The following is a 25,201-nucleotide window of genomic DNA, read 5'->3' on the forward strand; positions in this document are numbered from 1 at the left end:
CCGCCTGGCGACGGGCGTTTCGATGAACGACATGCGCAGGCGCACGTGTCGTGCGCATGCGATCGAAGATGACCCCGCCGGATTCACGCCTGATCGATCCAGCGCACCCGAAGATCGACGCTGATGATCGCGGAGACACGGATGAGTACCTACACGCTGCAATACGACATGGGCCTGCGCTTCTGGGTGCTCACCGATACGCAGGGCCAGACGCTGGCGACGTATCTGAGCCGCGCGACCGCGCTGCGCGATGAAGTGGTACGGGGGGTGATCGAACGCGGCTGCATCCTGCGGGTGCGCAATGCGGATGGCAGTTACGAGCCCGTCGATGCGCCGGCGGCGCCGACGCCCGAGGCAGTCGCGGCGGCGAACGCGCCCGCACTGGTGACGGGCGCTGCGGCGGCCTGATCGCATACCCACCGCATGTCCACGAAAAAGGGTGCCGGAAGGCACCCTTTTTTTGTCTCGTATCGAGCGGAAGGGGCGCGCCGCTCGGCGACGCCCCACCACCCCGCACGCCGGCTCAGGCCAGCATGCGCACCTTCTTTTCGCGATCCCACTGACGCGTCTTCGCCTGGGTGATGAAACCCTTGGTGTCGGCCGCGTCGAGCACGCCTGCATCCTTGGCGATGCCACCGGCCTTGAGCACGGCCTGCGCACCGTCATCGGCGGCGATCGCCTTCAGATGTCCGAACGCATCGCGTGCCCAGTCGACCGCGGCTGCTTCGCGCGACAGCAGCTTGCCGGCGTCGGCCGAGAGCACGATGGCGACGGCGTCGAACACCGTCGACGGCGTGCCGGCGAGCTGGCCATCGGCCGGCAGACGCTTGCCGTCGGAGAGCTTGGCGCCGCCGAGCTTGGGCGCGACGATCTTGACCATCGCGCCCGCGCTTTCCGCGGCCTTGCGCAGCGCCTTGACCGTGGCGGCATCGGAGCCGTCGTGGACCAGGATGCCGACGCAGCGGCCCTGCAGCGTGTCGCGCATGCGATCGATGATGCGCAGCGCGGGCGAGACCGCCATGTCCTGCGGCTGCACCCGCGCCTCGGGCGCCGGCGGCAGCGCATCCATGCCGAGACCGTCGGCCACGCGCTGGGCGAGCGTCGGATCGACATGACGCAGATGGCCGACGATGGCCTCGCGCACGTGCGCCGTCTCGACTTTCGACAGTTCGAACACCAGCGCGCTCGCCATGTGCGCCTGCTCGATCTCGCTTTGGCTGCGGAAGAACAGGCGCGCCTGGCTGTAGTGGTCGGCGAAGCTGTCCGGCCGCACGCGACCCTTGACGCCGTCGTCGACGGTCGCGTGATGGCGGTAGCCGGCCTCGCGCGAGGCACGCGGGCTGTCGGCCTGCAGCGAGCTGGGCTCGTAGTTCACCCGGCCCTTGGGCACCTGCATCTGCATGTGGCCGTCGCGCTGGTTGTTGGCGAACGGACACTTCGGCGCATTGACCGGAATCTGGTGGAAGTTCGGTCCGCCCAGGCGCGAGAGCTGCGTGTCGAGGTACGAGAACAGCCGGCCCTGCAGCAGCGGGTCGTTGCTGAAGTCGATGCCGGGCACGATGTTCGCCGGGCAGTACGCCACCTGTTCGGTCTCGGCGAAGAAGTTGTCCGGCCAGCGGTCGAGGGTCATGCGGCCGATGACCTGCAGCGGCACCAATTCCTCGGGAATCAGCTTGGTCGCATCGAGATGGTCGAACGGGAACGCGTCGGCCTCTTCTTCGGTGAACAGCTGCACCGCGAGATCCCAGGCGGGGAAATCGCCGGCCTGGATCGCCTCGAACAGATCACGGCGGTGGAAGTCGTTGTCGGCCGCCTGCAGCTTCAATGCCTCGTCCCACACCGTCGACTGGATGCCCAGCGTCGGGCGCCAGTGGAACTTCACGAAGGTGCTGTTGCCGTCCGCGTCGAGCAGACGGAAGGAATGCACGCCGAAGCCTTCGATCGTGCGCAGCGAGCGCGGGATCGTGCGGTCGCTCATCGCCCACATGATCATGTGCATCGATTCGGGGGTCAGCGAGATGAAATCCCAGAACGTGTCGTGCGCACTGGCCGCCTGCGGGAAGCCGCGGTCGGGCTCCATCTTCACCGAGTGCACCACGTCCGGAAACTTCATCGCGTCCTGGATGAAGAACACCGGGATGTTGTTGCCGACCAGATCCCAGTTGCCTTCCTGGGTGTAGAACTTCACCGAAAAACCGCGCACGTCGCGCGGCGTGTCGACCGAACCGGCGCCACCGGCCACGGTCGAGAAGCGCGTGAACACCGGCGTCTTCGTGCCGACCTCGGTGAGGATGCGCGCGGTGGTGTACTGCGACAGCGACTTGGTCAGCTCGAAGGTGCCGTGCGCCGCGGTGCCACGGGCGTGCACGATGCGCTCGGGAATGCGCTCGTGATCGAAGTGGGTGATCTTCTCTCGGAGGATGAAATCCTCCAGCAGCGTCGGGCCGCGCGGCCCCCCGGACTTGAGCGAATTCTGGTTGTCGGCGACCGGGATGCCCTGGTTCGTCGTCAGCTGCGGATGCGTGCCGCCGGCCTGCTGCTGCAGTTCGTCGCCTTCGCCGCGCAGATCGGTGGCCTCGCGTACGGGTGTCTTGCCGGTGGACGGCGGTTTGCGGGACGTGGCGGGGGCTGGCGTCTTGCTGGCCATGGGGGTGGGCTCCGGGGGATGAGCCGCGAGGGTGGGCGCGCCGTCGTGAGCGCACCGTGCAGTGCGCCCATTCGGAATCGACGACGGGCACGCAACGCGCGCCGCGGATAATCATCGCCATGACTGCCAAGACTCCAGATCCCATCGCGCACGCCATCGCCGACTGCGTGCGCGTGCGAGGCGCGCGCGAACACAATCTCAAGGACGTCGATGTCGACATCCCGCGCGATGCGCTGGTGGTGTTCACCGGCGTATCCGGCTCGGGCAAATCCTCGCTGGCCTTCGGCACGCTGTTCGCCGAGGCGCAGCGGCGCTATCTCGATTCGATCTCGCCCTACGCGCGCCGGTTGATCGATCAGGCCGGTGTGCCGCAGGTGGATTCGATCGAGGGCCTGCCGCCTGCTGTCGCCCTGCAGCAGGCGCGCGGCACGCCGACCGCGCGCTCGTCGGTCGGCAGCCTGACCACGATCTCCAATTCCCTGCGCATGCTGTACTCGCGCGCCGGCGACTATCCGCGCGGCCAGGCCATCATCTACGCCGACGGTTTCTCGCCGAACACGCCGGCAGGCGCCTGCCCGACCTGCCATGGCCTGGGCCGCATCTACGACGCCACCGAAGCCTCGATGGTCCCCGACCGCTCGCTGACCATCCGCGAGCGCGCCGTCGCCGCGTGGCCGGGCGCGTGGCACGGACAGAACCAGCGCGACATCCTGACCACGCGCGGCATCGACATCGACGTGCCGTGGTCGAAACTGCCGAGGAAGACCCGCGACTGGATCCTGTTCACCGACGAGCAGCCGGTGGAACCGGTCTATCCCGGTTTCGATCTCGACGAGGTCAAGGACGCACTCAAGCGCAAGACCGAACCGGCCTACATGGGCACGTTCACCAGTGCGCGCCGGCATGTGCTGCACACCTTCGCCAACACCCAGAGCCCGCAGCAGAAGAAGCGCGCCGCGCAGTATCTGGTCAGCGCCGCGTGCCCGGAGTGCGACGGCAAGCGGCTGCGGCGCGAGGCGCTCTCGGTGACCTTCGCCGGGCTCGACATCGCCGCGTTCTCGCAGCGGCCGCTCGACGAACTCGCCGACCTGCTGGCACCGGCCGCGGCCGGCAAGACCCACGCGAAGGCGCATCCGGAACAGGCACTGGCCGCGCAGCGCATCGCGCAGGATCTGCTCGCGCGACTCAAGGTGCTGCAGGATCTCGGCCTCGGCTATCTGACGCTCGCCCGCGCGACGCCGACGCTGTCACCCGGCGAACTGCAACGCCTGCGCCTGGGCACGCAGATCCGTTCGCAGCTGTTCGGCGTGGTCTACGTCATGGACGAACCCTCCGCTGGCCTGCATCCGGCCGACACCCAGGCGCTGCTGCGCGCGCTCGACCAGTTGCGTGCCGCCGGCAATTCGCTGTTCGTCGTCGAGCACGAGATCGAAGTGATCCGCCATGCCGACTGGATCGTCGATGTCGGTCCGGCGGCCGGCCAGCACGGCGGGCAGGTGCTCTACAGCGGCCCGCTCGCCGGGCTGTCGAAGATCGAGGCCTCGTCGACGCGGCGCTATCTCGACGATGACGGCGCATCGATCGCACACACCCCGCGCGCGCCGGACGGCTGGCTGCAGCTGCGCGGCATCCATCGCCACAACGTGCGCGATCTCGACGTCGACATTCCGCTCGGTGTGTTCACCACCGTCACCGGCGTCAGCGGTTCGGGCAAATCCTCGCTGGTCAGCCAGGCGCTGGTCGAACTGCTGGGCGCGCATCTGGGCCAGGGGAGCGGCGACGACGACACGCCGCTGGATCCGCTCGAGCGTGGTGTCGAGGTGCCGCTGGACGGACGGATCGCAGGCGGCGCAGAGGCGATCAGACGTCTGGTGCGTGTCGACCAGAAACCGATCGGCCGTACCCCGCGCTCGAATCTCGCGACCTATACCGGCCTGTTCGACCACGTGCGCAAGCGCTTCGCCGATACGCCGGCAGCGCAACGTCGTCGTTACGACGCCGGGCGGTTCTCGTTCAACGTCGCCAAGGGCCGCTGCGCGACCTGCGACGGGGAAGGCTTCGTCAGCGTGGAACTGCTGTTCATGCCCAGCGTCTATGCGCCATGCCCGACCTGTCATGGCAGCCGCTACGACGCGAAGACACTCGAAGTCACGTTGCGCGGCAAGCACATCGCCGACGTGCTCGCGATGACGGTGGCCGAGGCCGCCGAGTTCTTCGCCGACGACGCGGCGATCGTGCGTCCGCTGCAGGTGCTGCTGGAAGTCGGACTCGGCTATCTGCGGCTCGGCCAGCCGGCGACCGAACTGTCGGGCGGCGAAGCGCAACGCATCAAGCTCGCCAGCGAACTGCAACGCGCGCAGCGCCGCGGCACGGTCTACGTGCTCGACGAACCGACGACCGGCCTGCATCCCAAGGATGTCGACACACTGATGCGGCAATTGAGTGGGCTGGTGGATGCGGGCAGCACCGTGGTCGTCGTCGAACACGATATGCGTGTGGCCGCGGCCAGCGACTGGCTGATCGACATGGGCCCGGGCGCGGGCGATGCCGGTGGGCATGTCGTGGCGGCGGGTGTGCCGGCGGAGGTGGCGAAGTCGAAGACGAGCAAGACTGCGCCGTTCCTGAGACAGGCGCTGGGCGGCGGTTGATTGGGTGAAGTAGACCCCTTCCCCCGTTTGCGGAGGAAGGTTGGGATGGGGGCAAGGGTTAGGCGCGCTTTGATAGTGGGCGCCATTTGCCGCTCAACGCTTGCGTTGCTTTTCGCTCGGCGCTGATGGTTTGCCCCCTCCCAACCCTCCCCCGCTTGCGGGGGAGGGCTTGGCGACGTCACATCTCAACGCGCCGCCACGCCCCCGAACTTGTGCGTGTACTGCACGTAGAACGTCCGGCCCTCGGTGTCGAACCACGCGATGTCGTAGTACGGATATCCGGTCGAGGTCGGATCGTAGGGCGGCGCCTTGTCGAACAGATTGACGACCGTCAGAGACAGCTGCGCGGCGTCGGTGAAGTTGAACTGCACGTTCGCGTTGTAGCGGTAGGTCGCACCGATCCACGGATCGTTGCCCGAGTCCGCATCCCAGATTTCGAAGTAGGAATCGTCGTTGGGCAGACGGCCCAGACGGCGCCCCTGGATCGACGCCTGCCACGCGTCGCGTTCCCATGACAGGCGCAGCGTCGCCTTCGTGCGCGGGATGTCGTAGCCGCTGTTGATCGCGAACATGTCGACGACCGGCTCGTCCGGGTACTGCTGGATGTCGTGCGTGCGCACCCAGGTGTAGCCGCCGTTGAGCCGGAACAGACCGATGCCGGTTTCGAAGCGCAGGTTGCCGCTGACGTCGAGACCGCTGGTGCGTTCGCGGGCGATGTTGATCGGGTTGACGAACACGCTGTAGAGACTGTCGTCGGACAGGCGGGTGATGCGCGAGAGCGTGTCCACGCACAGCGGCGAGCCGATCGGCTGCACGCCGAGACGGCAGTCGGCCTCGTTGCGCAGCACGGTGTTCACGCGCAGGTCCTGTACCTGGTCGCGCATGTCGATGTCGAACCAGTCCACCGACAGGTCCGCGTTCGACAGTGGCGACCAGACGAAGCCGGCCGTCCATGAAGTGCTGGTTTCGGGTCTGAGGTCCGGACTGCCGCTGCGGCCGCGGATGATGCCTTCGTCGGAGTAGCTGCAGTCGTCACTGGGATCGGTGTCCGGCTCCTCGACCGCGCAGCGCCAGAAATCCACGCCCGAGGTTTCGTCGTTGCCGGGACCGGCGAACACGTAGTGCAGGTCGGGCGCGCGGAACGCGGTGCCGTAGGACGCGCGCGCCAGCAGGCTGTCGATCGGCCGCCATTCCAGACCAGTGCTCCAGGTGAACTTGCCCGGGTCGCGCCCGGCGAACCGGTACTGATCGTAGCGGCCGGCGACGCTGAGATTCAGGCGTTCGAAGACCGGCATGCGCAGCTCGCCGGCCAGCGCCCAGCGGTTGCGGCTGCCGGCGCCGTCGGAGTCCTTCCAGCTGTAGTAGTAGTACTGCGTCGCCAGCGGATCGGGCTTGAGATCGTAGGACTGGCGGCCGATTTCCGCGGTCGCAGCGAAGCCGGCCGCGCCGCCGGGCAGGGTGAACAGCTCGCCCTGGGTCAGCGTCATCGCCAGCGTCTGGCTTTCCGATTCCGGGTGATAGGTGGTGCGCGCGAAGATGCTGTCGTACTCGGCGCGCGACAGCGGCTGGTACATGCGCGCGGGGTCGGCGTCGTAGATCGGGTAGTCATCCTCGTCGTAACCCAGCAGCGGGCCGAGGAACAGCGCGTTCGCACGTTCGGCGACGATCTGCGGCCAGCTGATCCGCGCGGTGTACTGCGAATGCGACAGCGCGAGCTCGTAGTCCCAGTCGCCGGGCCAGCGGCCGCGCAGGCCGGTCGTCACGCCGAGCGTCTTCTGCGTCGTCTCGACCATGCCGGTGCGCAGCCCACCCATCTCCTCGAGCGTGAACTGGCGCTGCCAGTACTCCAGCTGTTCGGTGTTCTGGTTGTAGAAGTAGTCGTGCTCCACGCCGTCGGGCGTCATCAGCGCCCAGCTGCGCGGCGCGCGGAACAGCGAGACTTCATGGCGGCCGGCCTGCAGATCGGCGAACCATTGGCTGCCGTTGTCGAACGCGTAGGTCAGCGAGGCGTAGCCGTTGATGCCGTCGCGCTTGCTGAGGACGGTGCGGTAGGCGACGGAGCGGTCGCTGCCGCAGTAGTAGCCGTATCGCGGACGGAAGGCGTACTGCACCGTGCCCTCGTTGAGGTTCGACAACGCGTCGCAGGTGTCCTCGCCCGGATCGAGGTAGTCGTCGTAGTAATCGGTGATCAGGAACGTGCGCTGCGGCAGACGCGAGCTTTCGGTCGGGCCGTCGAACGTCGAATCCTGCTGCGCGCGGTCGAAGCCCCAGAGCGGTTCCTGTCGGCGGTATTCGAAGCCGGCGACGACATCGAGCGCGCCGCGCGAGAAGCCGCCCGACAGGTTGAGACGATGCGATTCCGCATCGCCGCGTTCGGTCTGGCCATAGCGGTAGTCGAGCGTGGTGCCATCGACCTTGCGCTTGAGAATGAAATTGACGACACCGGAAATCGCATCCGACCCGTAGATCGCCGACGCGCTGCCGGTCAGCACTTCGATGCGTTCGATCATGCCCAGCGGCAGGCTGGAGACGTCGGTGAAGTTGCTGCGGCCGCCGAACGGCAACGGGAAGTCGGCGATGCGGCGTCCGTTGACCAGCACCAGTGTGTGGTTGGGGCCGAGGCCACGCAGGTCGACCTGCTGCGCGCCGGGCGCGAAGTCCGCGCCGCCGGCCGACTGCTGGCTCTGCGTCTGGCCGCCGTTCTGGGTCAGCGCCTGCATCACGTCGGGCACGGAGGTGAACCCCCCGGCGGCGATGTCGTCGGCGGTGATGACGGTGATCGGCGCCGGACCTTCGATCTCGGCGCGGGGAATGCGCGAACCGGTGACCTGCAGGGTCTGCAGCTCGGTGACGGGTGCAGGTGCGGGCGGCGTCGGCGGTGGCGGCGCAGCAGCGGGTCGAGGCGGCGATGCGCGGCCGGTCTGCGCGAGCAACGGCTGCGGCACGACCAGCACAGCGCCGTCTGCATCGCGTTGCGCGACGAATCCGCTGCCCTGGAGCAGCCGGTCCAGCGCCTGTTGCGGCGACAGGCCGGCATCGATACCTCGCGTGCGCGCACCGCGCAACTGATCAGCGCGATACACGAGCTGCACGCCGGACTGGCGCGCGAAGGCGTCGAGGGCCGTGGCGAGATCACCGGCCGGTACGGCGGTGACCGGAGCGGTCTGGGCCTGCGCCGACAGCGCGGTGGCGCAGGCAAGCGCGAGCAGGACCGCGCGCAATGGACGTGAGCGATGCAAGACCTTCCCCTTCGTGGCGCCCGGACGGCGCCTCCCCAATCCAACTCGACGAACGAGGCGGAGAAATCCCCCCGCGGTGTTGAGTGCTTGGTGCTTCGGGGCGCGATTCGCGTCGTGTCGCAGCGCAAGAATCGGAAGCACCTCTTCCTCCGGGAGGAGCCTGCCCCTGACTCGATCCGCGGTCGACGCGCAAGGCAAGTCCAGATGGCTTTGCTTGCGCTTGAACGACTGTGTCGCGATCGTCGCCCTCACCCCAACCCCGCTCCGCGCCCCGGCCCTCGCGTCGACGCGAGGGCGTTCATCGGCACGCGAGCCAGTGGCTCGCAAGCGTGCCGCTTCACCCCAAAGGGAGAGGGGCTCGATGTCTCAGCCGAGGTCAGAGACAGCGCGTGGCAGTGCACTTGCGGGAGAAACAGCACCTCTCCCTCCGGGAGAGGTCGACGCGCGCAGCGCGTCGGGTGAGGGCAGCGAGCACCCGCGGATATCATCACGCGCTCTGGATTCGCTGCACTGCCGTCGTCCGGAATGGGTGTGCAGCCCTTACGTCCTCACACACTTACTTCCTTACCCCTCGCCCCTCAAGGCGCCCGCAACACGATCCGCTCCCGCCCGTACTCCGCCTCCACCGGAAACCCGCGCTCGAGCAGCCGCACGAAACCTTCCGCGTTTTCCCAGCGGAAACTCCCGCCGATGCGCAACGCGCCGACGGTGGCGTCGGCGATCACGATCTGGCGCGTGTTGAAGCGGTTGAACTCGGCCACGGCGTCGGTGAGTGCGGTATCGCGGAACACCAGGCGCCCGCTGCGCCAGTCCACCAGTTCCTCCACTTCCGCCAGCGACAGGCTGCGCACCAGCACGGCGTCACGACGCACGGTGGCGACGCTGCCGGCGGGCAGCAGGGTCGTCGGCTGACCGATGGCGTCGCCCAGCGGTTCCAGCCGGACCGTCCCTTCGGTGACCACGACGCGCAGGGCGTCGGCATCGCGCCGGACGGAGAACCGCGTGCCGACCGCGACGACGCGGCGGTCGCCGGCCTCGACGACGAAGGGCCGCTGCGGATCCTTGGCCGCCTCGAAGAAGGCTTCGCCCGCGGTCAGCGCGATGTGGCGCTCGCGCCGCGACATGCGCACCTCGATGGCCGTGTCGCTGGCGAGCGTGGTCTGCGATCCATCCACAAGCGCAACCGTGCGGGTGATGCCGGTCGTGGTGCGGACATCGACCGGATCGATCGGGACGGTGACGAACCACGCGCCGCCGGCGACGAGCGCGAGGCAGGCGGCAAGCGCGGCGCTGATCCACACGCCATGCCGACGCCGCGGCAGCGGTGCCGCACGCGGTGCGAAGCGCAGCGCGGCGGGATCGTCGAACGTGTGCCCGGCTTCGCCACGCAGGCCGCGCGGCGGAATGCCCGCACCGACATGGCCGGCGCCCAGCGCCTGCAGCCGCGCGGTCTCCGCCCACACCGCCTGCAGCCGCAGGAATGCGACGCGGTGCGCGACGTCCGCGTCCAGCCACGCCGTCAGCACCACATCGTCGTCGGCCGTCCAGGCGCCGCCATCGCGACGGGCGAGCCAGTCGGCGGCGGCGGCTTCGATCGCGCCGGCGTCAGTCGACTTGGCGTGCGTCATCGTCCGCATCCCTGTGATGGACACCGGCGTCCCTGCGCGTGCGCGGTGCGTCGTCGCTGCCGAGGAACCGGTCGGCGAGCAGCCGCATGCCCTTGGCGATGTGTTTTTCCACGGTCTTCTCCGTGATGCCCAGCCGTTCGGCCACTTCGCGCTGCGAGAGCTCTTCGACCCGTCGCAGCCACACGACCTCGCGGCAGCGGGCGGGCAGACGGTCGAACGCATCCGACAGACGCGCCAGCACCTGTCGCCCGCCGCACCAGCGTTCCGGCGAGACCTCGTCTACCAGGACGTGCAAGGGCTCCAGATCACCCATCGGTTCGATCGACACCACCCGCCCGCGCCGCGCGCGGTCGACGACCAGATGCCGCGCGGTAGTCAGCAGGAAGGCCTTGGGATGTCGCGGGAGTTCTTGGGCGGCCGACTGGTAGACACGCGTGTAGACCTCCTGGCGCAGATCGTGACGCTCTTCCGCGTTCGGCCAGTGGCGCGCGAGATAATGACGCAGCGCGCCCTCGTGGACGAGGATCTCTTCGACGAACCAGGCATCGAGGGCGGCGGTCATGTAGCGGCAACATAGCCGAACAGATGGCATCAACGCAGCGGGGGGATCGCACGCCTCCGTTCGTCATGGAATCGGACACGCGTGGCGATCGCCGCGCCGGACTCACGGGGAGCAGGGCAATGCGCAAGACGGGGATGAAGTGGACGCTGGCCTTGTGGCTCGGCATCGCGGGCGTCGCATCGGCGGCCGGCGTGGAGCGCCACGTGATCGGCGACACCGCGCTGCCCACGCCGTCGGCGCCGACGCCGGGGTTGTTGCTGATGGGCGGCGGCGACCGCAACTACGAGGCGATCCGCTGGTTCCTCGGCAAGGCCGGACACGGCCATGTCGTCGTGCTGCGCGCGTCCTATGCCGGCGAGATCGGCGAGGAGTTCCACAACGATGTCGGCGGCGTCGCGTCGGTGGAGACCTTCGTGTTCTCCAGCCGCGAGGCCTCGACCGATCCGGCCGTGCTCGCGAGTCTGGCCAAGGCAGACGGCATCTTCATCGCCGGCGGCGACCAGTCCAACTACGTGAACTTCTGGAAGGGCACGCCGGTCGAGGACGCGCTCAACGCGCATATCGCGGCCGGCAAGCCGATCGGCGGCACCAGCGCGGGCCTGGCGATCCTCGGCGAGTTCCTTTACGGCGCGATGGACGGCGGCAGCCTGCGCAGCCCGCAGGCGCTGTCGAACCCGCTCGGCGATGCCAACACCATCGAGCGCGATTTCCTGCGCGTGCCGCTGCTGCGCGGCGTGGTCACCGACACGCACTTCCGCGAGCGCGACCGGCTCGGCCGGCTGCTCGCCTTCATCGCCAAAGCGGAGACGCTGAGCGACGGACGCGTGGTGATCGGTCTGGGCGTCGACGAGGACGCGGCCGTCGCGGTCGAAGGCGATGGCACCTCGCGCATCTTCGCGACCACGCCGCAGAGCGGCGCACTCGTGGTGCGCGGTGGCTTCACCGATGTGCAGCAGCGTGGCAAGCCGCTGCGCATCGCGCGCGTGGACACCGTCGGCGCCGGCACCGGTTCGGTGCTGCATCTGCCGACGGGCCGGGTCGAGCATGCGGTGTCGCGCCAGAGCTATGCGGTCGAACGCGGCCGCCTGCGCGAACTGCCGGCATCGGCCGGTGTGCCGGTGGTGCTGGCGATCCACGGCGGCGCGGGCGTCGAACGCGGCGATCTCGACGAAGCAGGTCTGGCCGAAGCGCGCGCTGCGCTCGAAACCGCGCTGCGCGCGGGCCACGCGAAGCTGCAGGCGGGCGCACCGGCGATGGACGCGGTCAAGGCGGCGATCACCGTGCTCGAAGACGCACCGATGTTCAACGCGGGCAAGGGCGCGGTGTTCACCCACGACGGCCGCAACGAACTCGATGCCGCGGTGATGGACGGCGCGAGCGGCCAGGCCGGTGCGATCGCCGGCGTGTCGCGCGTGCGCAATCCGATCCTGCTCGCCGATGCGGTGATGACGTCCTCGCCGCACGTGATGATGGTGGGCGAGGGCGCCGAAGCGTTTGCGAAGACGCAGGACATCGCACTCGTCGATCCGGCGTATTTCCGCACCGAGCGTCGCTGGCAGCAGCTGCAGCGCGCGCTGGAGGCAGAACGCAAGGCGCAGCCGCAGGCCTCGGTGCTGACCGGTGATGCGCGGCCGTACTTCGGTACCGTCGGCGCGGTCGCGCTCGACGTCGATGGCCTGCTGGCCGCGGGCACCTCGACCGGCGGCATGACCAACAAGCGCTACGGCCGTGTCGGCGATGCGCCGATCATCGGCGCCGGCACCTGGGCCGACGCGCGCTGCGCGGTGTCGGGCACCGGCTGGGGCGAGTACTACATCCGCACCGCCGCCGCGCACGAGATCTGCGCGCGCGTGCGTCTGCGCGGCGACGACATCCGCGTGGCGTCGGACGCGGTCATCGACCAGCTGATTCCGGGTGCCGGCGGTGATGGTGGCGCGATCGCCCTCGACGCCGATGGCCGCGTCGCGTTCCCGTTCAACACGCCGGGCATGTACCGCGGCTGGATCGGCGCCGATGGCGTGCCGCACGTCGCGGTGTTCCGTGAGGACACGATCGCGTTGCCGGATGGGCGTTGATGCTTCGAGTTGCAAGGATCCGTTGAAGTCGCCTTGACGGACACCCGAGCAAGTCCCCGTCATTCCGGCGAAAGCCGGAATCCAGCGTCTTCAGCGTTTCGTCGAAGCTCCAAGTCACTGGATTCCGGCCTTCGCCGGAATGACGGGGTTGAGGAGCGTTAACGCAGCCTGGCGGCGTTCGGGGTGGTCGAAGAATCGATGGCGCACTCCTTTCGACCGTCGCCCCAGCGTCAGCGGGGACGACGCGCCAAGCGGAATCGTTCGCTAGATTCCTACCGCTCGTGTCGCCAGTTCACCGAACCGCGGTTCTCCAGCGTGCTCGATTCGATCTCCACGTCGAAGCCTGCACGCAGCAGATACTTCAGTGTCAGCACCTGACCGGTGCCGAGCAGCGACACGCCGAAGCCGACGTAGAGTTTCGGCGAAAGCTGCTTGCCGAAGCCCAGCACGCTGCCGCCTAGTGCACGCGACTGGCTGATGCCCGCGTTGTCGAGGCCGATCTTGCTGCCGAGCTGGCCGGCGACGAGGTTGCCGCCGGCGTTGAGCGCGGCCGCGGCGGCATCGATCTGCTGGCCTTCGTCGCTGGTCAGGCTGGAGGCCGAGCGGCCCAGCGCGAGATACGACAGCGCCTGCGAATCGTCGCTCGACGGATTCGTCCACACGTTGACCTGCGGCGCCGACGCGCGGCCGCTGACGTCGATGCCGGCGGTGATGTCCTCGGCATCGATCCGGCGCTCGGCGCGCACGTCGAGCATCGGGTCCGACACCGGGCCGTTGTTGAAGACCAGATTGCCACGCGTGACCCGCAACTCCTGGCCGTAGGCCTTGTAGCGGCCGTCGACCGCGAGGCGGCCGTTGCCGGTCATCTCGCGGCCCGGCACCGCGCGCACGCGCAACTGGCCCTTCATGCGGCCGTCGAAGCCGAAGCCGCGCAGGCCGACGTTGTCGCCGACGGTGAGCGTCAGATCGAGTTCCAGCGCCGACGCGGTGCTGTTCTCTTCCGGGTCGACCGGATCGAGCACGACCACGTCGGGCGACACCGACACGCCTTCGCTCAAGCGCTCCAGATCGAGCAGCGCGACATCGACGAACACCTTGCCGGTGACGTTGAGCGGCTGCAGCGCGGTGTAGCGCACCGTGATGTCCGGAGACGCGATGATGTGCATGTCGCTGGTGTCGGCCACCAGGACGTCGGTGCCGCTGACGGTCAGCACCACCGGCGTGCCTTCGCCCTGCCAGCCGATGCCGCCGCCGATGTTCAGCGTGCCGGTGCCCGAGCGCACGCTGCCGGCGATGCGCGCGGTGCCGTCGGGCAGCGCGTCGAGATTGATGTTGCCGTCTTCGAGCGCGATCGCCAGCGATGGAATCTCGGTCGAGAAATCAGCCAGACGCGCCTGGCCACCGATCGTCGGCTGTGAACGCGTGCCACCGATCGTGACGTCCGCGGTGAGGCGGCCGGTGGGCTCGACGATATCGGGCGAGAACAGTTCGACGAAGGTCAGGTCTTCGACGTTGGCGACCAGCGAACCCGACAGCGGCGAATACGCATCCCAGCCGTTGGTCACCTGCGCCTGCACGCGGCCGACTTCGTTGAGCGTCGTCGACAGCGTCGCGCTGAGGCGGTTGGCATCGAACTCCGCGTCGAGGCGGAAATCGTCGTAGGTGACCACATCGTTGCGCGCGCGCTCGGACGTGCGCACGCCGCCACTGGCCGAGCGGATGCTCGCACTGCCGACGAAGCCGTTGCCGACCGGACGCGCGCTGCCTTCGAGCGCGATTTCGCCGCGCAGCACGAACGGACGGCCGCCGTCCTGCTCGGGCAGATAAGGCGTGGCGAGCGCAAGCGGCAGGCCCGTGCCGGTGATCGAGACGCCCTGACGCGGCCAGTCCGCGCTCGCGCACAGCGAGCCGCCGCTGCTGGAGGCGAAGCAGCTCTCGGTCAAGGTGTAGCGCGTGCCGATCTGCTGGAATTGCGCCGGCGACTGCAGCGCCCAGCTCGCGCCGGTGGCCGGTGCGAGGCGCAGATTGGCGAGCGTGCCCTGCCAGTTGCCGTTGCGGCTTTCGGCGTTGCCCGACAGGTCCACCGTGCCGATCTCGCCACGCGCGCTGGCGTCGAGCTGGAGTCTCTCGATCGCACCGCGCGCCGCGAGGCGCACTTCGTCGAGGGCGATGCCGGCATTGACGCCGGTCGCGACGACATCGAGCGAACCGGTATCGCCGCGCCACGGCAGATTGCCCTGGATGCGCGCGCTCGTGGCCGCGTAGTCGCCGTAGCGCAGAGCGCTGCCGGTGAGGTCGGCGGCGATGTCGGGCGCGGTGCGCGCGCCGGTCACGCGCACGGTGCCGCGCAGCACGCCGCCGGTGTCGGGCAGGAAATCGGCGAGCTGCAGCGGTGCCAGCGTCGCGTCGATGTCGAGGCGGTCGCTCACGGTCGCGGTCGCATCGACGCGGCTGCCGCCGAGCGACAGCGCGACCTCGCCTTCGAAATCGGTGCGGCCGGCGTCGCCGGCAGCGGTGGCCGGGCCGTGCATCGCGAACGTCGCACGGCCATCGAGTCGGCGCCCGCGCAACGTGCCGCCCAGATCACTGGCGTCCACCGCCACTTCCAGGCCGCCGTCGTCGCGGGTGTTACCGGTCGTGGCGAACGTGCCGTTGACCGCACCCTTCCAGTCGCGCGCGAAGTAGCCGGGATCAAAGCCGGCCAGCGTCGCGTCGAGATCCCACTGCAGCGCCGGCGCCCAGGCGACGTCGCCGCTGGCATCGAGCGTGCCGGTCGGCATGGTCACGCGCGCGGTCTGCAGGCGCATGCGTTCCGCGTCGCCGCGGCCGTCGAAGTCCACATTCGCGCGCAGCCCGTCGCGTTCGACGGTGGCCTTGCCGATCGCGGCCCACGCAGCGGTGCTGCCGGCGATGCCCAGATCGGCGTCGGCGGTGATCGGCGGCGCGGGTTCGGCCGCATCGGGATCGGCGCCGAACTGCAGGCCGCGCGCATTGGTCGCGAAGCGGAAACGCACGTCGCCCGGCTCGGTGACGTCGGCGAAGCCGCGCAGCGTGACCCGGCCGTCGAAGATGTCGACGACCAGCGGGTCGAGATCGAGGCGCTGGTCTTCCAGCTTCGCCTTGGACGGCTGCAGCACGACGCGGATCGGATTCGCGTCGGCTTCGCCGTACGTGGCGGTGCCCTGCAGTTCGGCGGCGCCGCCCTGGCCATCGGCGCGGATGTCGAACGCCAGCGGCGTGCCGGGTGTGCCGCCGCCCATCAGCAGCGCGGGATCGAGGCGCGTGCTGTCGGCGCGCAGCGCCCAGCCCGGATTCTCGCGGCCCCGCAGCGTCACCACGGCCTTCAATGGCGCCGGCACGTGGCCGACGACGGCGATGTCCAGACGCGACAGATCGCCACGCGCGACCAGACCGATGCGCGGACGCGTGCGCGCCGGCGGCGCGGGCATCAGCGCGCTGGCGGTGACGTCCATGCGGTAGTCGTCGTCGGGTGCGTAGACGCCGTTCGCGGTGAACAGGCCGCGGTCGCTGTCGACGACGACGTTGGCGAGATTCAGCTCACCCTGCTGCGCGTCGAGGCCGCCGCGCACGCTGCGGATGTCGATCAGCGATTCGCCGGCCTGTTCGACGCGGAAGCCGTCGATGCGGATCGTCTCGGCCTGCAGCGACAGAGGCAGGTCGATGCGTGGCAGCGAGTCGGGCCAGCGCGGCAGTTCGAACGGCGTGTCGACCGGCGGCGGCATCGACAGCACGGCGTTGTCGATGTCGAGCACGTCGAGCCGCAGGCGTCGGCCGACCAGCGGCATCACTGCCGGATCCACCGTCACGCGCTCGGCTTCGAACACCAGCACGCGCGGTTCATCGCATTCGCCGTAGGGGACCGGCTGTTCTTCGACATCCGGGCAGCTGCGCTGCACGTAGCGCACGTCGTACATCGTCAACGGGCCGGAGGCCGGGCCTTCGGCCGCGCGCCAGGTCAGTTCGGTGCCGGCGGGCAGGCGCGAGGCGACCTGGTTGAGCAGGAAATCGCGGCCGCCGAAGGTGGTCAGCAGCCACCACACGACGATGATCAGCAGCACGATCAGTGCGGCGATGCCGATCGCGCTGCGGATCGCGAGCTTGCGCGCCCGCGCGCGGCGACGCGCACGCAGTTCGGCGATGCGCGCCTCGCGCTCTTCTGGGGTCAGATCGTTGGGCAGACGGTGACGACCGAACACCATGTCAGAACTCCGCGCCGATCGACAGGCCGATCGTGAACGACGAATCGGGGTTGTCGAGACCACGTGCGATGTCGAGTTTCAGCGGTCCCACCGGCGATTTGTAGCGTGCGCCGATGCCGACGCCGGTGCGCCATTCCGGCGAGGTGCCGTCGAAGGCGTCGCCGCTGTCGACGAATACCGCCGCGCCGATCGTGTCGGTGAAATAGCGTTCGAACTCGACGCTCGCGGTGACCACGTTCTTGGCGCCGATCGCGAATGCGCGGCGGCCGTCGCGCGCCGGAATCCGCGGGCCGACCTCGCGCCAGTCGTACCCGCGGATGCTGCGGTCACCGCCGGCGTAGAAACGCAGGCTGGGCGGAATGCCGACCAGCACGTCGGTGAAGGTATGACCAAGCTCGCCGCGCACGATCAGGCGGTTGCGCTCGCCGATCCCCTTGAACCAGCTCGCGCGCACGTGGACCTGTCCGAACGAAGCGTCCGAGCCCACGCCTTCGAGTCCGCCGCGCAGCATCACCGAACCGCCGATGCCGCTGGTCGGGAACAGGCGATCGTCGACGTCGATGTATTCGGCGCGCAGCGAGGGATAGGCGAAGGTGGCGTAGCGGTACAGCGCGCCGGCGAACTCGTCGTCATCGACGACCGGATTGTCCGGATCTTCTTCGGGCGCGTAGGCCCAGCGCTCGCGCAGCACGTGCAGGGAGGCGACGAGATTGAGGAACTCGTTGTACTGGCCGTTGCGGCTGCCCACCAGTTCAACCCGTCGCGAATCGATGTAGTCGGTCTGTTCGTCGGCCATCTGCAGGCTGGCCGTGTACCAGCCGTCGAGCCAGGCGAACGCCGGCACGCGGTACTGCAGGGTGAGCGTCTTGCGGCGTTGCGCGTAGTCGAGCTGCGCGAGCGCCTTGTGGCCGCGCATGTTGACGTAGCGGCGCTCCACGCCGAGGCGGATGCCCGCGCCGCTGTCGGTGCCGTAGCTCACGCCCGAGGTGTAGATGCTGCGCTTGGCCGGGGTGAGCGTGACCTTGACCGGCACTTCGCGGCGTTCGTTGGCCTGGTCGACCTGCGGCTCGATGTCGATGTCGGAGAAGTAGTCCAGCCGGCCGAGCGACGACCGCAGGCGGTCGATACGGCCTTGGTGGTAGTAACTGCCTTCTTCCCAGTAGACGAGGCGCTCGAGCAGATCGTCGTTGATGATCTGCTCGGGCGTCTGCTCGAACGTGGTCGCGCCCATGTTGTAGCGATCGCCGCTGTTCCAGACCACGTCGATGTCGGCGGCGAAATCCGCGCGCGTGACCTCGACGCGGCGCGAGGCGAACTCTGCATCGAAGTAACCGCGCTCGGTGAGGCGGCGGCTGAGCTGGTTGCGGCTCGCGTCGTATTCGGGATGGTTGAACACCGCGCCTTCGCTCGGCACGAAGCGGGCGATGTCGCGGGCCAGGTACCGGTCCTGACCACCCTCGCCGATGATCGCGATGTCGCTGTTGCGCACGCGCACCGGCTGGCCCGGATCGACGACCACCCGCACCGAGAGCACGTCGCCTTCGCGGCTGCGCTGCACGTCGATGGTGGGCGAGTAATACCCGAACGGTTCGAGCGCCTTGCGCGTCTCGCGCTCGGCCTCGCGCAGCAGATAGCCCATGCGCCGGCCGGAGATGTCGCGGCCCACCGCGTCCCGCAGACCGAGCGAGACGCGGACGTTCTCGGTCATCTCCTCGTCGAGGCCCACGATGTCGACGCGTTCGACACGCGCAGCGTGCGCCGCGGCCGACGAACACAAGAGAAGGACGGCGGCGAGACACGCATGAACACGAGGCATCGCGCGAGGATACCGGAGGCGCGTCAAGAGACGATTAACGGGCAAGCCTCGATATCCCGTGGGAGCGCGCTTGCGCGCGATTGACTCGGTGCAAAAGCCCCGCGCGCAAGCGCGCTCCCACGACGGCCCCCTGTCAGCTCGACAGATGCTCGATCGCAGCCACGCTGCCCAGGCGCTCGGACAGGCGCTTGAGCAGGGCGAGACGATTGGCGCGCAGCGCGGCATCGTCGACATTGACCATCACGCTGTCGAAGAACGCATCGACCTGCGGCCGCAGTCGTGCCAGATGCGTCAGCACCGACACGTAATCGCCGTGCGCGAGCGCGTGCCCCGTTTCGCCGTGCACCGCTTCCACGGCTTCCGCCAGCGCGGCCTCGGCCGGCTCGCGCAGCAGCGCGGGATCGACGTCGGCCGGAATCGCGATGTCCGCCTTGCGCAGGATGTTGCGGATGCGCTTGTCGGCCGCGGCCAGTGCGTCGGCTTCGGGCAATGCGGCGAAGGTGCCGATGGCATCGATGCGACGGTCGAGGTCGTAGAGCGACTTCGGCTGCAGCGCGGCGACCGCGTTGAACTGCTGCACGGTGGCGCCCTTGTCGGCGTAGTAGCCCTTCAGGCGGTCGAGGATGAAGTCGTAGAGTTCGCCGCGATCGGCGAGTGCGCTCGCGCCGTCCTTGCCGGTGGGCAACGCGCCGACACGCTCGATCGCGCTGCGCAGCAGCGCTTGAAGATCGAGATCGAACCCGCTCTCGATCAAGGTCCGCGCCAACCCCAGCGCATTGCGCCGCAGCGCGAATGCATCCTTGTTGCCGGTCGGCTTGAGACCCGCCGCGAAACCACCGGCCAAGGTGTCGAGACGCTCGGCGATCGCCAGCACCTTGCCCAGCGGGGACAGCGCGATGTCATCGCCGGCGAAGCGCGGCTGCCAGGCCTCGTCGAGGGCGTTCGCCAGCGACGCGCGATCGTCATCGGACAGGCCGGCGAGTGCCGAATCCTGCTTGGCGTAATAGCGCCCCGCGATGCCCTGCAGTTCCGGAAACTCGTTGACCATGCGCGACTGCAGATCGGCCTTCGACAGCAGCGCGGCCTGCTTCGCGAGGGCGGCATCCACATCGACCTGCGGCGCGATGACTTCGGCCAGCGCGGCGACGCGCAGGGTCTTGTCGGCCACGCTGCCCAGCTTGGCCTGGTAGGTCACGGTGCTCAGGCCGTCGTTCATCGCCGACAGGCCCTGCTTGAGGTCTTCGTCGAAGAAGAACTTGGCGTCGGCGAAGCGCGGACGGATCACGCGTTCGTAGCCCTTGGCGACTTCGATCGGATCGCGCGATTCGATGTTCGCGATGCCGATGAAGTGTTCGGTCAGCCGCCCGTCCTGCAGCACCGGGAAGAACTTCTGGTTCGCTTCCATCGTCGCGATCAAGGCTTCCTGCGGGACCGCCAGGAATTCGTGCTCGAACGTGCACGCGACGGCCTTCGGCCATTCGACCAGGCAGTTCACCTGCTCGAGATTGTCTGCCTCGATGCGCGCATCGCCACCGAGCGCGCGGGCGACGCCGTCGACTTCCTGGACGATCCGGCTGCGACGCGCATCGGCGTCCACGAGCACCTTCGCGCTGCGCATCGCCTCGACGTAATCGCCGGGCGCCGCGATCTCGACCGCGGCGTCGTGCATGAAACGATGGCCGCGACTCGTGCGACCGCTGCGCACGCCGAACAGCCCGGCGTCGACGACGGCGTCGCCGTGCAGCAGCACCAGCCAGTGCACCGGCCGCGCGAAGGCATAGGCGTGCGCGCCCCAGCGCATCGGCTTGGGAATCGGCATCGCCGCGATCGCGTCGTGCAGCACGTCCGGCAGCAGCGCCGCCGTCGCGGCGCCCGGCGTCACCGCGCGATGCACGAAACGCTCGCCCTTGGCGTCGCTGGTCTTCTCGAGCGCCGTCCAGTCGAGACCGGTCTTCGCCGCGAAACCCTGCAGCGCCTTGGTCGGCTGGCCATCGGCATCGAGCGCGATGCTCAGATACGGCCCCAGCACATCGGAGCGCTGCTCGGGCTGCTCGCGCGCGACACCCGGCAGCAGCACCGCGAGACGGCGCGGCGTGTACAGCGGCTTCGCATCGCCGCGATCGACCGCGACGCCGCGCTTGTCCAGCGCCGCGATCACGCCGTCGAAGAACGCCTGCGCCAGGCCGGGCAGGGCCTTGACCGGCAGTTCTTCGGTGCCGAGTTCGATGAGGAGGGGATGCATGTCAGTCATGGCGATTCGATCCAGAAGAAATTCTCTTTTCCCTCTGGGAGAAGAGCTTGCCCCGTAGTTGATACGGGGTGGCGCGCAGCGCCGAATGAGGGCGCTTTAATGGCAGAGCGCGAAAAGCGCCCTCACCCCAACCCCTCTCCCGCGGGCGGGAGAGGGGCTCAAGCAGTTTCGGTCCCGCGCTTCAGCCCCGGAAATCCCAGTGCTTCGCGCTGTGCGTAGTAGGCCTTGGCCACGCCCTGCGCCAGCGTGCGCACGCGCAGGATGTAGCGCTGGCGTTCGGTCACGCTGATCGCGCGGCGCGCATCGAGCAGGTTGAAGCTGTGGCTGGCCTTGGTGACCTGCTCGTAGGCCGGCAGCGGCAGGCCCAGCTCGACCAGTTTCAGCGCCTCGGCCTCGCATTCGTCGAAGCGGCGGAACAGGACTTCCACGTTCGCATGTTCGAAGTTGTAGGCGCTCTGCTCGACTTCGTTCTGGTGATACACGTCGCCGTAGGTGACCGGCGTGCCGTCGGGGCCGTGCGTCCACACCAGGTCGTAGACGTTGTCGCAGTTCTGCAGATACATGCACAGGCGCTCGAGACCATAGGTGATCTCGCCCAGCACCGGCTTGCACTCGATGCCGCCGGCCTGCTGGAAATACGTGAACTGCGTGACCTCCATGCCGTTGAGCCAGACCTCCCAGCCCAGGCCCCAGGCGCCGAGCGTCGGCGATTCCCAGTTGTCCTCGACCAGGCGCAGGTCGTGCACCTGCGGATCGATGCCGAGCGCCTTCAACGAGTCGAAATACAGCTCGACGATGTTGTCCGGATTCGGCTTCATCGCCACCTGGTACTGGTAGTAGCGCTGCAGACGGTTCGGGTTGTCGCCGTAGCGGCCGTCGGTCGGGCGGCGGCTCGGCTGCACGTAGGCGGCATTCCACGGCTCGGGGCCGAGCGCGCGCAGGAACGTGGCCGGATGGAAGGTGCCCGCGCCCACCTCGAGGTCCAGCGGCTGGATCAGCACGCAGCCCTGCTTGGCCCAGTAGGTGTTGAGCGTGAGGATCAGCTCCTGGAACGTCGGTCCGGTCATCGGGAAAATCGCGTCTGCGGCGGCGCGCTAGTATAGCGGGCCGCATCAAAGCGCCCGACGCACCGTGCGCCCTGGAGGACCCGGCTTGAACGATCCGCGCGCTCCGCAGCATTCGACCGGCACCCGTGCGCCCGCTGTCTTCGGTGGCCGTCTGCCGGCGGGCCGCCTGACGCTCGACCCCGTGATCGACGCGCTGCTGTCCGACGGCCTGCTGACGCCGGCCGATGCCGATCGCGCACGCGCGAGTGGCCGCAACACGCGCGGACTCGATACCGTGCATCCGCTGGTGCTGCTGGCCAATCTCAAGCTGCCGTCGGCGCGTCGGCCCGGCACCGAACTGGGCCTCGAAGCGCTGACCGAATGGCTGGCGCAGGCCACCGGCCACATCTACCTGCGCATCGATCCGACCAAGATCGCGGTCGGCGACGTCACCGATCTGTTCTCGCACGCCTACGCCAAGCGCCACCGCATCCTGCCGGTGGAGGTCACGCCCGATCGCGCGCGCATCGCCACCAGCGAACCGCTGGCGCTCGACTGGCTGACCGACATCCAGCGCCTGCTGCGGCGCGAGATCGATCTGGTCGTCGCCAATCCGCTGGATCTGCACCGCTACACGATGGAATTCTTCGGCGTCACGCGCTCGATCCGCGGCGCCAAGGATGGACGCGAGACCAGCAGCAACGCGCCGACGTTCGAGCAGCTGGTCGAGCTGGGCCGCTCGGGCGACGTCAACGCCGACGACCACCACATCGTCCACATCGTCGACTGGCTGCTGCAGTATGCCTACGAGCAGCGCGCCTCCGACATCCATCTCGAACCGCGCCGCGACGTGGGCCGCGTGCGGTTCCGCATCGACGGCGTGCTGCACAAGGTCTTCGAAATGCCGCCGCCGGTGATGACCGCGGCCGTGAGCCGCATCAAGGTGCTGGGCCGCATGGATCTCGCCGAGCGCCGGCGTCCGCAGGACGGCCGCATCAAGACGCGTTCGCCCGGCGGGCGCGAGGTCGAGATGCGTCTGTCGACGATGCCGACCGCCTTCGGCGAGAAGGTCGTGATGCGCATCTTCGATCCCGACACCGCGTTCAAGCCGATCGAACACCTCGGCTTCGATGCCGGCGAGGCGGCGGCGTGGAACGATCTCGTGGCGCGTCCGCACGGCATCGTGCTGGTCACCGGCCCGACCGGTTCGGGCAAGACGACGACGCTGTACTCGACGCTGAAGAAACTGGCCTCCGACGACGTCAACGTCTGCACCGTCGAAGACCCGATCGAGATGGTCTCGGTCGAGCTCAACCAGATGCAGGTCCACAACGCGATCGACCTGACCTTCGCGCAGGGCGTGCGCACCCTGCTGCGCCAGGACCCCGACATCATCATGATCGGCGAGATCCGCGATCTCGACACCGCGCAGATAGCGGTGCAGGCCTCGCTGACCGGCCACCTGGTGCTGTCGACGCTGCACACCAACGACGCGCCGTCGGCGATCACCCGCCTGCTCGATCTCGGGCTGCCGCATTACCTGATCGCCTCCACGCTCAATGGCGTGCTCGCCCAGCGCCTGGTGCGCACGCTGTGCCGGCATTGCAAGCAGCCGCAGCCGGTCGATCCCGAAGGCTGGCGCGCGCTGCTCGGCCCCGACAGCGACGTGCCGCCGCCGGAGACCGCCTGCGGACCGGTCGGGTGTCTGGAATGCCGCAACACCGGTTACTTCGGCCGCGTGGGCATCTACGAACTGATGCCAATCACGCCCGCGCTGCGCGCGAAGATCCAGCCGGACATGGCGCTGTCGGGCTTCAGCCGGACCGCCGTCGGCGAAGGCCTGCGCACGCTGCGCATGGCCGGGGCCGAGAAGGTCGCGCAAGGCGTGACCACGGTGGAAGAAGTGATGACGGTGCTGCCGCCGCGGGAGTAGGAAGCGCGTGCGTCGTGGCGCGGACTTGTTGCGAGCGCGATACGCGACGGTCTGCGCACCTCTCCCTCCGGGAGAGGTCGACGCGCTAGGCGCGTCGGGTGAGGGCAGGGGCATCGAGGCGCGATCCCAGACCAACGCCCACCCGTCCCGATCCGCTACGCTGCGCCGTCTTCCTGTTCCGGCTGCCTCCCGATGTCGTCCGACCGCCGCTTCCTGATCGTCGAAACCGGCCAGCCCGTGCCCTCGATGCGCCGCTATGGCGGCTTTCCGCACTGGATCCGCGTCGCCGCCGGCCTGTCGGAACGTGACGCGGTGGTGGTTGACGTCGAACACGGCGCCGCGCTGCCCGATGCGCACGACTTCGCCGGTGTCATCGTCACTGGATCCGGCGCAATGGTCACCGACCGCGCCGACTGGAGCGAGCGCAGCGCCGCCTGGCTGCGCGACGCGGCGCATGCCGGCGTCCCGCTGTTCGGCATCTGCTACGGCCACCAGCTGATCGCCCACGCGCTCGGCGGCGAAGTCGGACCCAACCCGCACGGCCGCGAGATGGGCACGCTCGACATCGACACGCACGCGGCGGCGTCCGACGACCCGCTGTTCGCCGCCGCCGGCCCGCGGTTCCTCGCCCAGACCACGCACCTGCAGAGCGTCCTGCGCCTGCCAGACGGTGCGACCCTGCTCGCCCATTCCGCACTCGAACCGCACCACGCCTTCCGCTGGGGCGAGCGCGTCTGGGGCGTGCAGTTCCACCCGGAGTTCAGTGCCACCCACATGCGCGGCTACATCCGCGCGCGCTCGGGGCCGCTGTACCAAGAGGGTCTCGATCCGGTTGCGCTGGTCGCGGGTGTGCGGGCGGCGCCGGCGGCGCGGGCGGTACTGCAGCGGTTCGTACGCTTTGCGGGCGCGTTGCCGCGCGACTGATTTTTTTCTCCGCCATGCCCGCGCAGGCGGGGTTTCAACGGGCGCATGTTCGGTAATTCAGGGACAGTGCTCGGCTTTGCAGTTGCTCTGCCGTGCCGTTGCCTTTGCTTTCGCTTTGGCTCCGCTGTTGATCTGATCGAGCCGTAAAGCGAGCCGAGCATCGCAGGGCGACGGGGTCGAAGAGCAGCCCATGTCTGAGCGCAGCGAGTTTG

General features: G+C 68.8%; 12 protein-coding genes and 2 pseudogenes. 6 read left to right on the plus strand and 8 right to left on the minus strand.

From position 1 onward, the window contains the following. Positions 1-141: 141 nt before the first annotated feature. On the plus strand, positions 142-408 hold the full coding sequence (locus AC3A5T_RS03705) for a hypothetical protein (protein ID WP_487627407.1): 267 nt from the start codon (positions 142-144) through the stop codon (positions 406-408). Positions 409-523: 115 nt separating this feature from the next. Here the strand turns inward: AC3A5T_RS03705 and AC3A5T_RS03710 are convergent, their stop codons facing one another. Next, on the minus strand, positions 524-2,647 hold the full coding sequence (locus AC3A5T_RS03710; protein ID WP_487627408.1) for a catalase: 2,124 nt from the start codon (positions 2,645-2,647) through the stop codon (positions 524-526). Between the two features lie 119 nt (positions 2,648-2,766). Between AC3A5T_RS03710 and AC3A5T_RS03715 the strand changes: the two genes are divergently transcribed. Further along, positions 2,767-5,295, plus strand: a complete 2,529-nt coding sequence (locus AC3A5T_RS03715; RefSeq protein WP_487627409.1) for an excinuclease ABC subunit UvrA — start codon at positions 2,767-2,769, stop codon at positions 5,293-5,295. 185 nt (positions 5,296-5,480) lie between these two features. Here AC3A5T_RS03715 and AC3A5T_RS03720 read toward each other — a convergent pair whose 3' ends face one another. The 3 genes from AC3A5T_RS03720 to AC3A5T_RS03730 all read right to left on the minus strand — a co-directional run bounded on the left by AC3A5T_RS03720 (position 5,481) and on the right by AC3A5T_RS03730 (position 10,724). Then, on the minus strand, positions 5,481-8,534 hold the full coding sequence (locus AC3A5T_RS03720) for a TonB-dependent receptor domain-containing protein (protein WP_487627410.1): 3,054 nt from the start codon (positions 8,532-8,534) through the stop codon (positions 5,481-5,483). Between the two features lie 578 nt (positions 8,535-9,112). Next, positions 9,113-10,162, minus strand: a complete 1,050-nt coding sequence (locus AC3A5T_RS03725) for a FecR family protein (RefSeq protein ID WP_487627411.1) — start codon at positions 10,160-10,162, stop codon at positions 9,113-9,115. Beyond that, complete coding sequence (locus AC3A5T_RS03730; RefSeq protein ID WP_487627412.1) at positions 10,140-10,724, minus strand: RNA polymerase sigma factor; 585 nt, start codon at positions 10,722-10,724, stop codon at positions 10,140-10,142. Before AC3A5T_RS03730 ends, AC3A5T_RS03725 begins: the two co-directional genes overlap by 23 nt. Before the next feature lie 260 nt (positions 10,725-10,984). On the opposite strand from AC3A5T_RS03730, the pseudogene AC3A5T_RS03735 reads away from it, so the two are divergent. Together AC3A5T_RS03735 and AC3A5T_RS03740 are read left to right on the plus strand one after the other, a co-directional pair. After that, positions 10,985-11,347 (plus strand): annotated as a pseudogene (locus tag AC3A5T_RS03735) (cyanophycinase); the annotation flags it as partial. A 462-nt stretch (positions 11,348-11,809) separates the two neighbouring features. Further along, positions 11,810-12,799, plus strand: coding sequence for an isoaspartyl peptidase/L-asparaginase family protein (locus AC3A5T_RS03740; protein WP_487627442.1), 990 nt, complete (start codon positions 11,810-11,812; stop codon positions 12,797-12,799). Between the two features lie 272 nt (positions 12,800-13,071). Here AC3A5T_RS03740 and AC3A5T_RS03745 read toward each other — a convergent pair whose 3' ends face one another. From AC3A5T_RS03745 to glyQ, 4 genes are all read right to left on the minus strand, one after another. Further along, a complete protein-coding gene (locus AC3A5T_RS03745) occupies positions 13,072-17,019 on the minus strand; it encodes a translocation/assembly module TamB domain-containing protein (RefSeq protein WP_487627413.1) in 3,948 nt (1,315 codons plus the stop codon). 1 nt (position 17,020) lies between these two features. Beyond that, positions 17,021-18,835: an autotransporter assembly complex protein TamA gene (locus AC3A5T_RS03750; RefSeq protein WP_487627414.1), complete on the minus strand. Its 1,815-nt coding sequence runs from the start codon at positions 18,833-18,835 to the stop codon at positions 17,021-17,023. Between the two features lie 133 nt (positions 18,836-18,968). Then, the gene (gene glyS / locus AC3A5T_RS03755) at positions 18,969-21,086 is read right to left on the minus strand and encodes a glycine--tRNA ligase subunit beta (RefSeq protein ID WP_487627415.1); all 2,118 of its coding nucleotides are present in this window, start codon (positions 21,084-21,086) and stop codon (positions 18,969-18,971) included. A gap of 158 nt (positions 21,087-21,244) precedes the next feature. Next, positions 21,245-22,153, minus strand: a complete 909-nt coding sequence (gene glyQ / locus AC3A5T_RS03760) for a glycine--tRNA ligase subunit alpha (protein WP_332077909.1) — start codon at positions 22,151-22,153, stop codon at positions 21,245-21,247. A gap of 274 nt (positions 22,154-22,427) precedes the next feature. On the opposite strand from glyQ, the pseudogene AC3A5T_RS03765 reads away from it, so the two are divergent. Together AC3A5T_RS03765 and AC3A5T_RS03770 are read left to right on the plus strand one after the other, a co-directional pair. Next, positions 22,428-24,065: pseudogene (locus tag AC3A5T_RS03765) on the plus strand (GspE/PulE family protein); the annotation flags it as partial. Between the two features lie 192 nt (positions 24,066-24,257). Beyond that, positions 24,258-24,989, plus strand: coding sequence for a glutamine amidotransferase (locus AC3A5T_RS03770; protein WP_487627416.1), 732 nt, complete (start codon positions 24,258-24,260; stop codon positions 24,987-24,989). Positions 24,990-25,201 lie beyond the last annotated feature (212 nt).

It is taken from the genome of Luteimonas sp. Soil_C_16 (genome assembly GCF_057657295.1).

Bases quoted from the DNA above. Each gene is read 5' to 3' on its own strand.
- AC3A5T_RS03750 (WP_487627414.1), bottom strand. From the start codon at position 18,835: ATGCCTCGTGTTCATGCGTGTCTCGCCGCCGTCCTTCTCTTGTGTTCG.
- AC3A5T_RS03770 (WP_487627416.1), top strand. From the start codon at position 24,258: ATGTCGTCCGACCGCCGCTTCCTGATCGTCGAAACCGGCCAGCCCGTG.
- AC3A5T_RS03710 (WP_487627408.1), bottom strand. From the start codon at position 2,647: ATGGCCAGCAAGACGCCAGCCCCCGCCACGTCCCGCAAACCGCCGTCC.
- AC3A5T_RS03725 (WP_487627411.1), bottom strand. From the start codon at position 10,162: ATGACGCACGCCAAGTCGACTGACGCCGGCGCGATCGAAGCCGCCGCC.
- AC3A5T_RS03730 (WP_487627412.1), bottom strand. From the start codon at position 10,724: ATGACCGCCGCCCTCGATGCCTGGTTCGTCGAAGAGATCCTCGTCCAC.
- glyQ (WP_332077909.1), bottom strand. From the start codon at position 22,153: ATGACCGGACCGACGTTCCAGGAGCTGATCCTCACGCTCAACACCTAC.
- AC3A5T_RS03705 (WP_487627407.1), top strand. From the start codon at position 142: ATGAGTACCTACACGCTGCAATACGACATGGGCCTGCGCTTCTGGGTG.
- AC3A5T_RS03715 (WP_487627409.1), top strand. From the start codon at position 2,767: ATGACTGCCAAGACTCCAGATCCCATCGCGCACGCCATCGCCGACTGC.
- AC3A5T_RS03745 (WP_487627413.1), bottom strand. From the start codon at position 17,019: ATGGTGTTCGGTCGTCACCGTCTGCCCAACGATCTGACCCCAGAAGAG.
- glyS (WP_487627415.1), bottom strand. From the start codon at position 21,086: ATGACTGACATGCATCCCCTCCTCATCGAACTCGGCACCGAAGAACTG.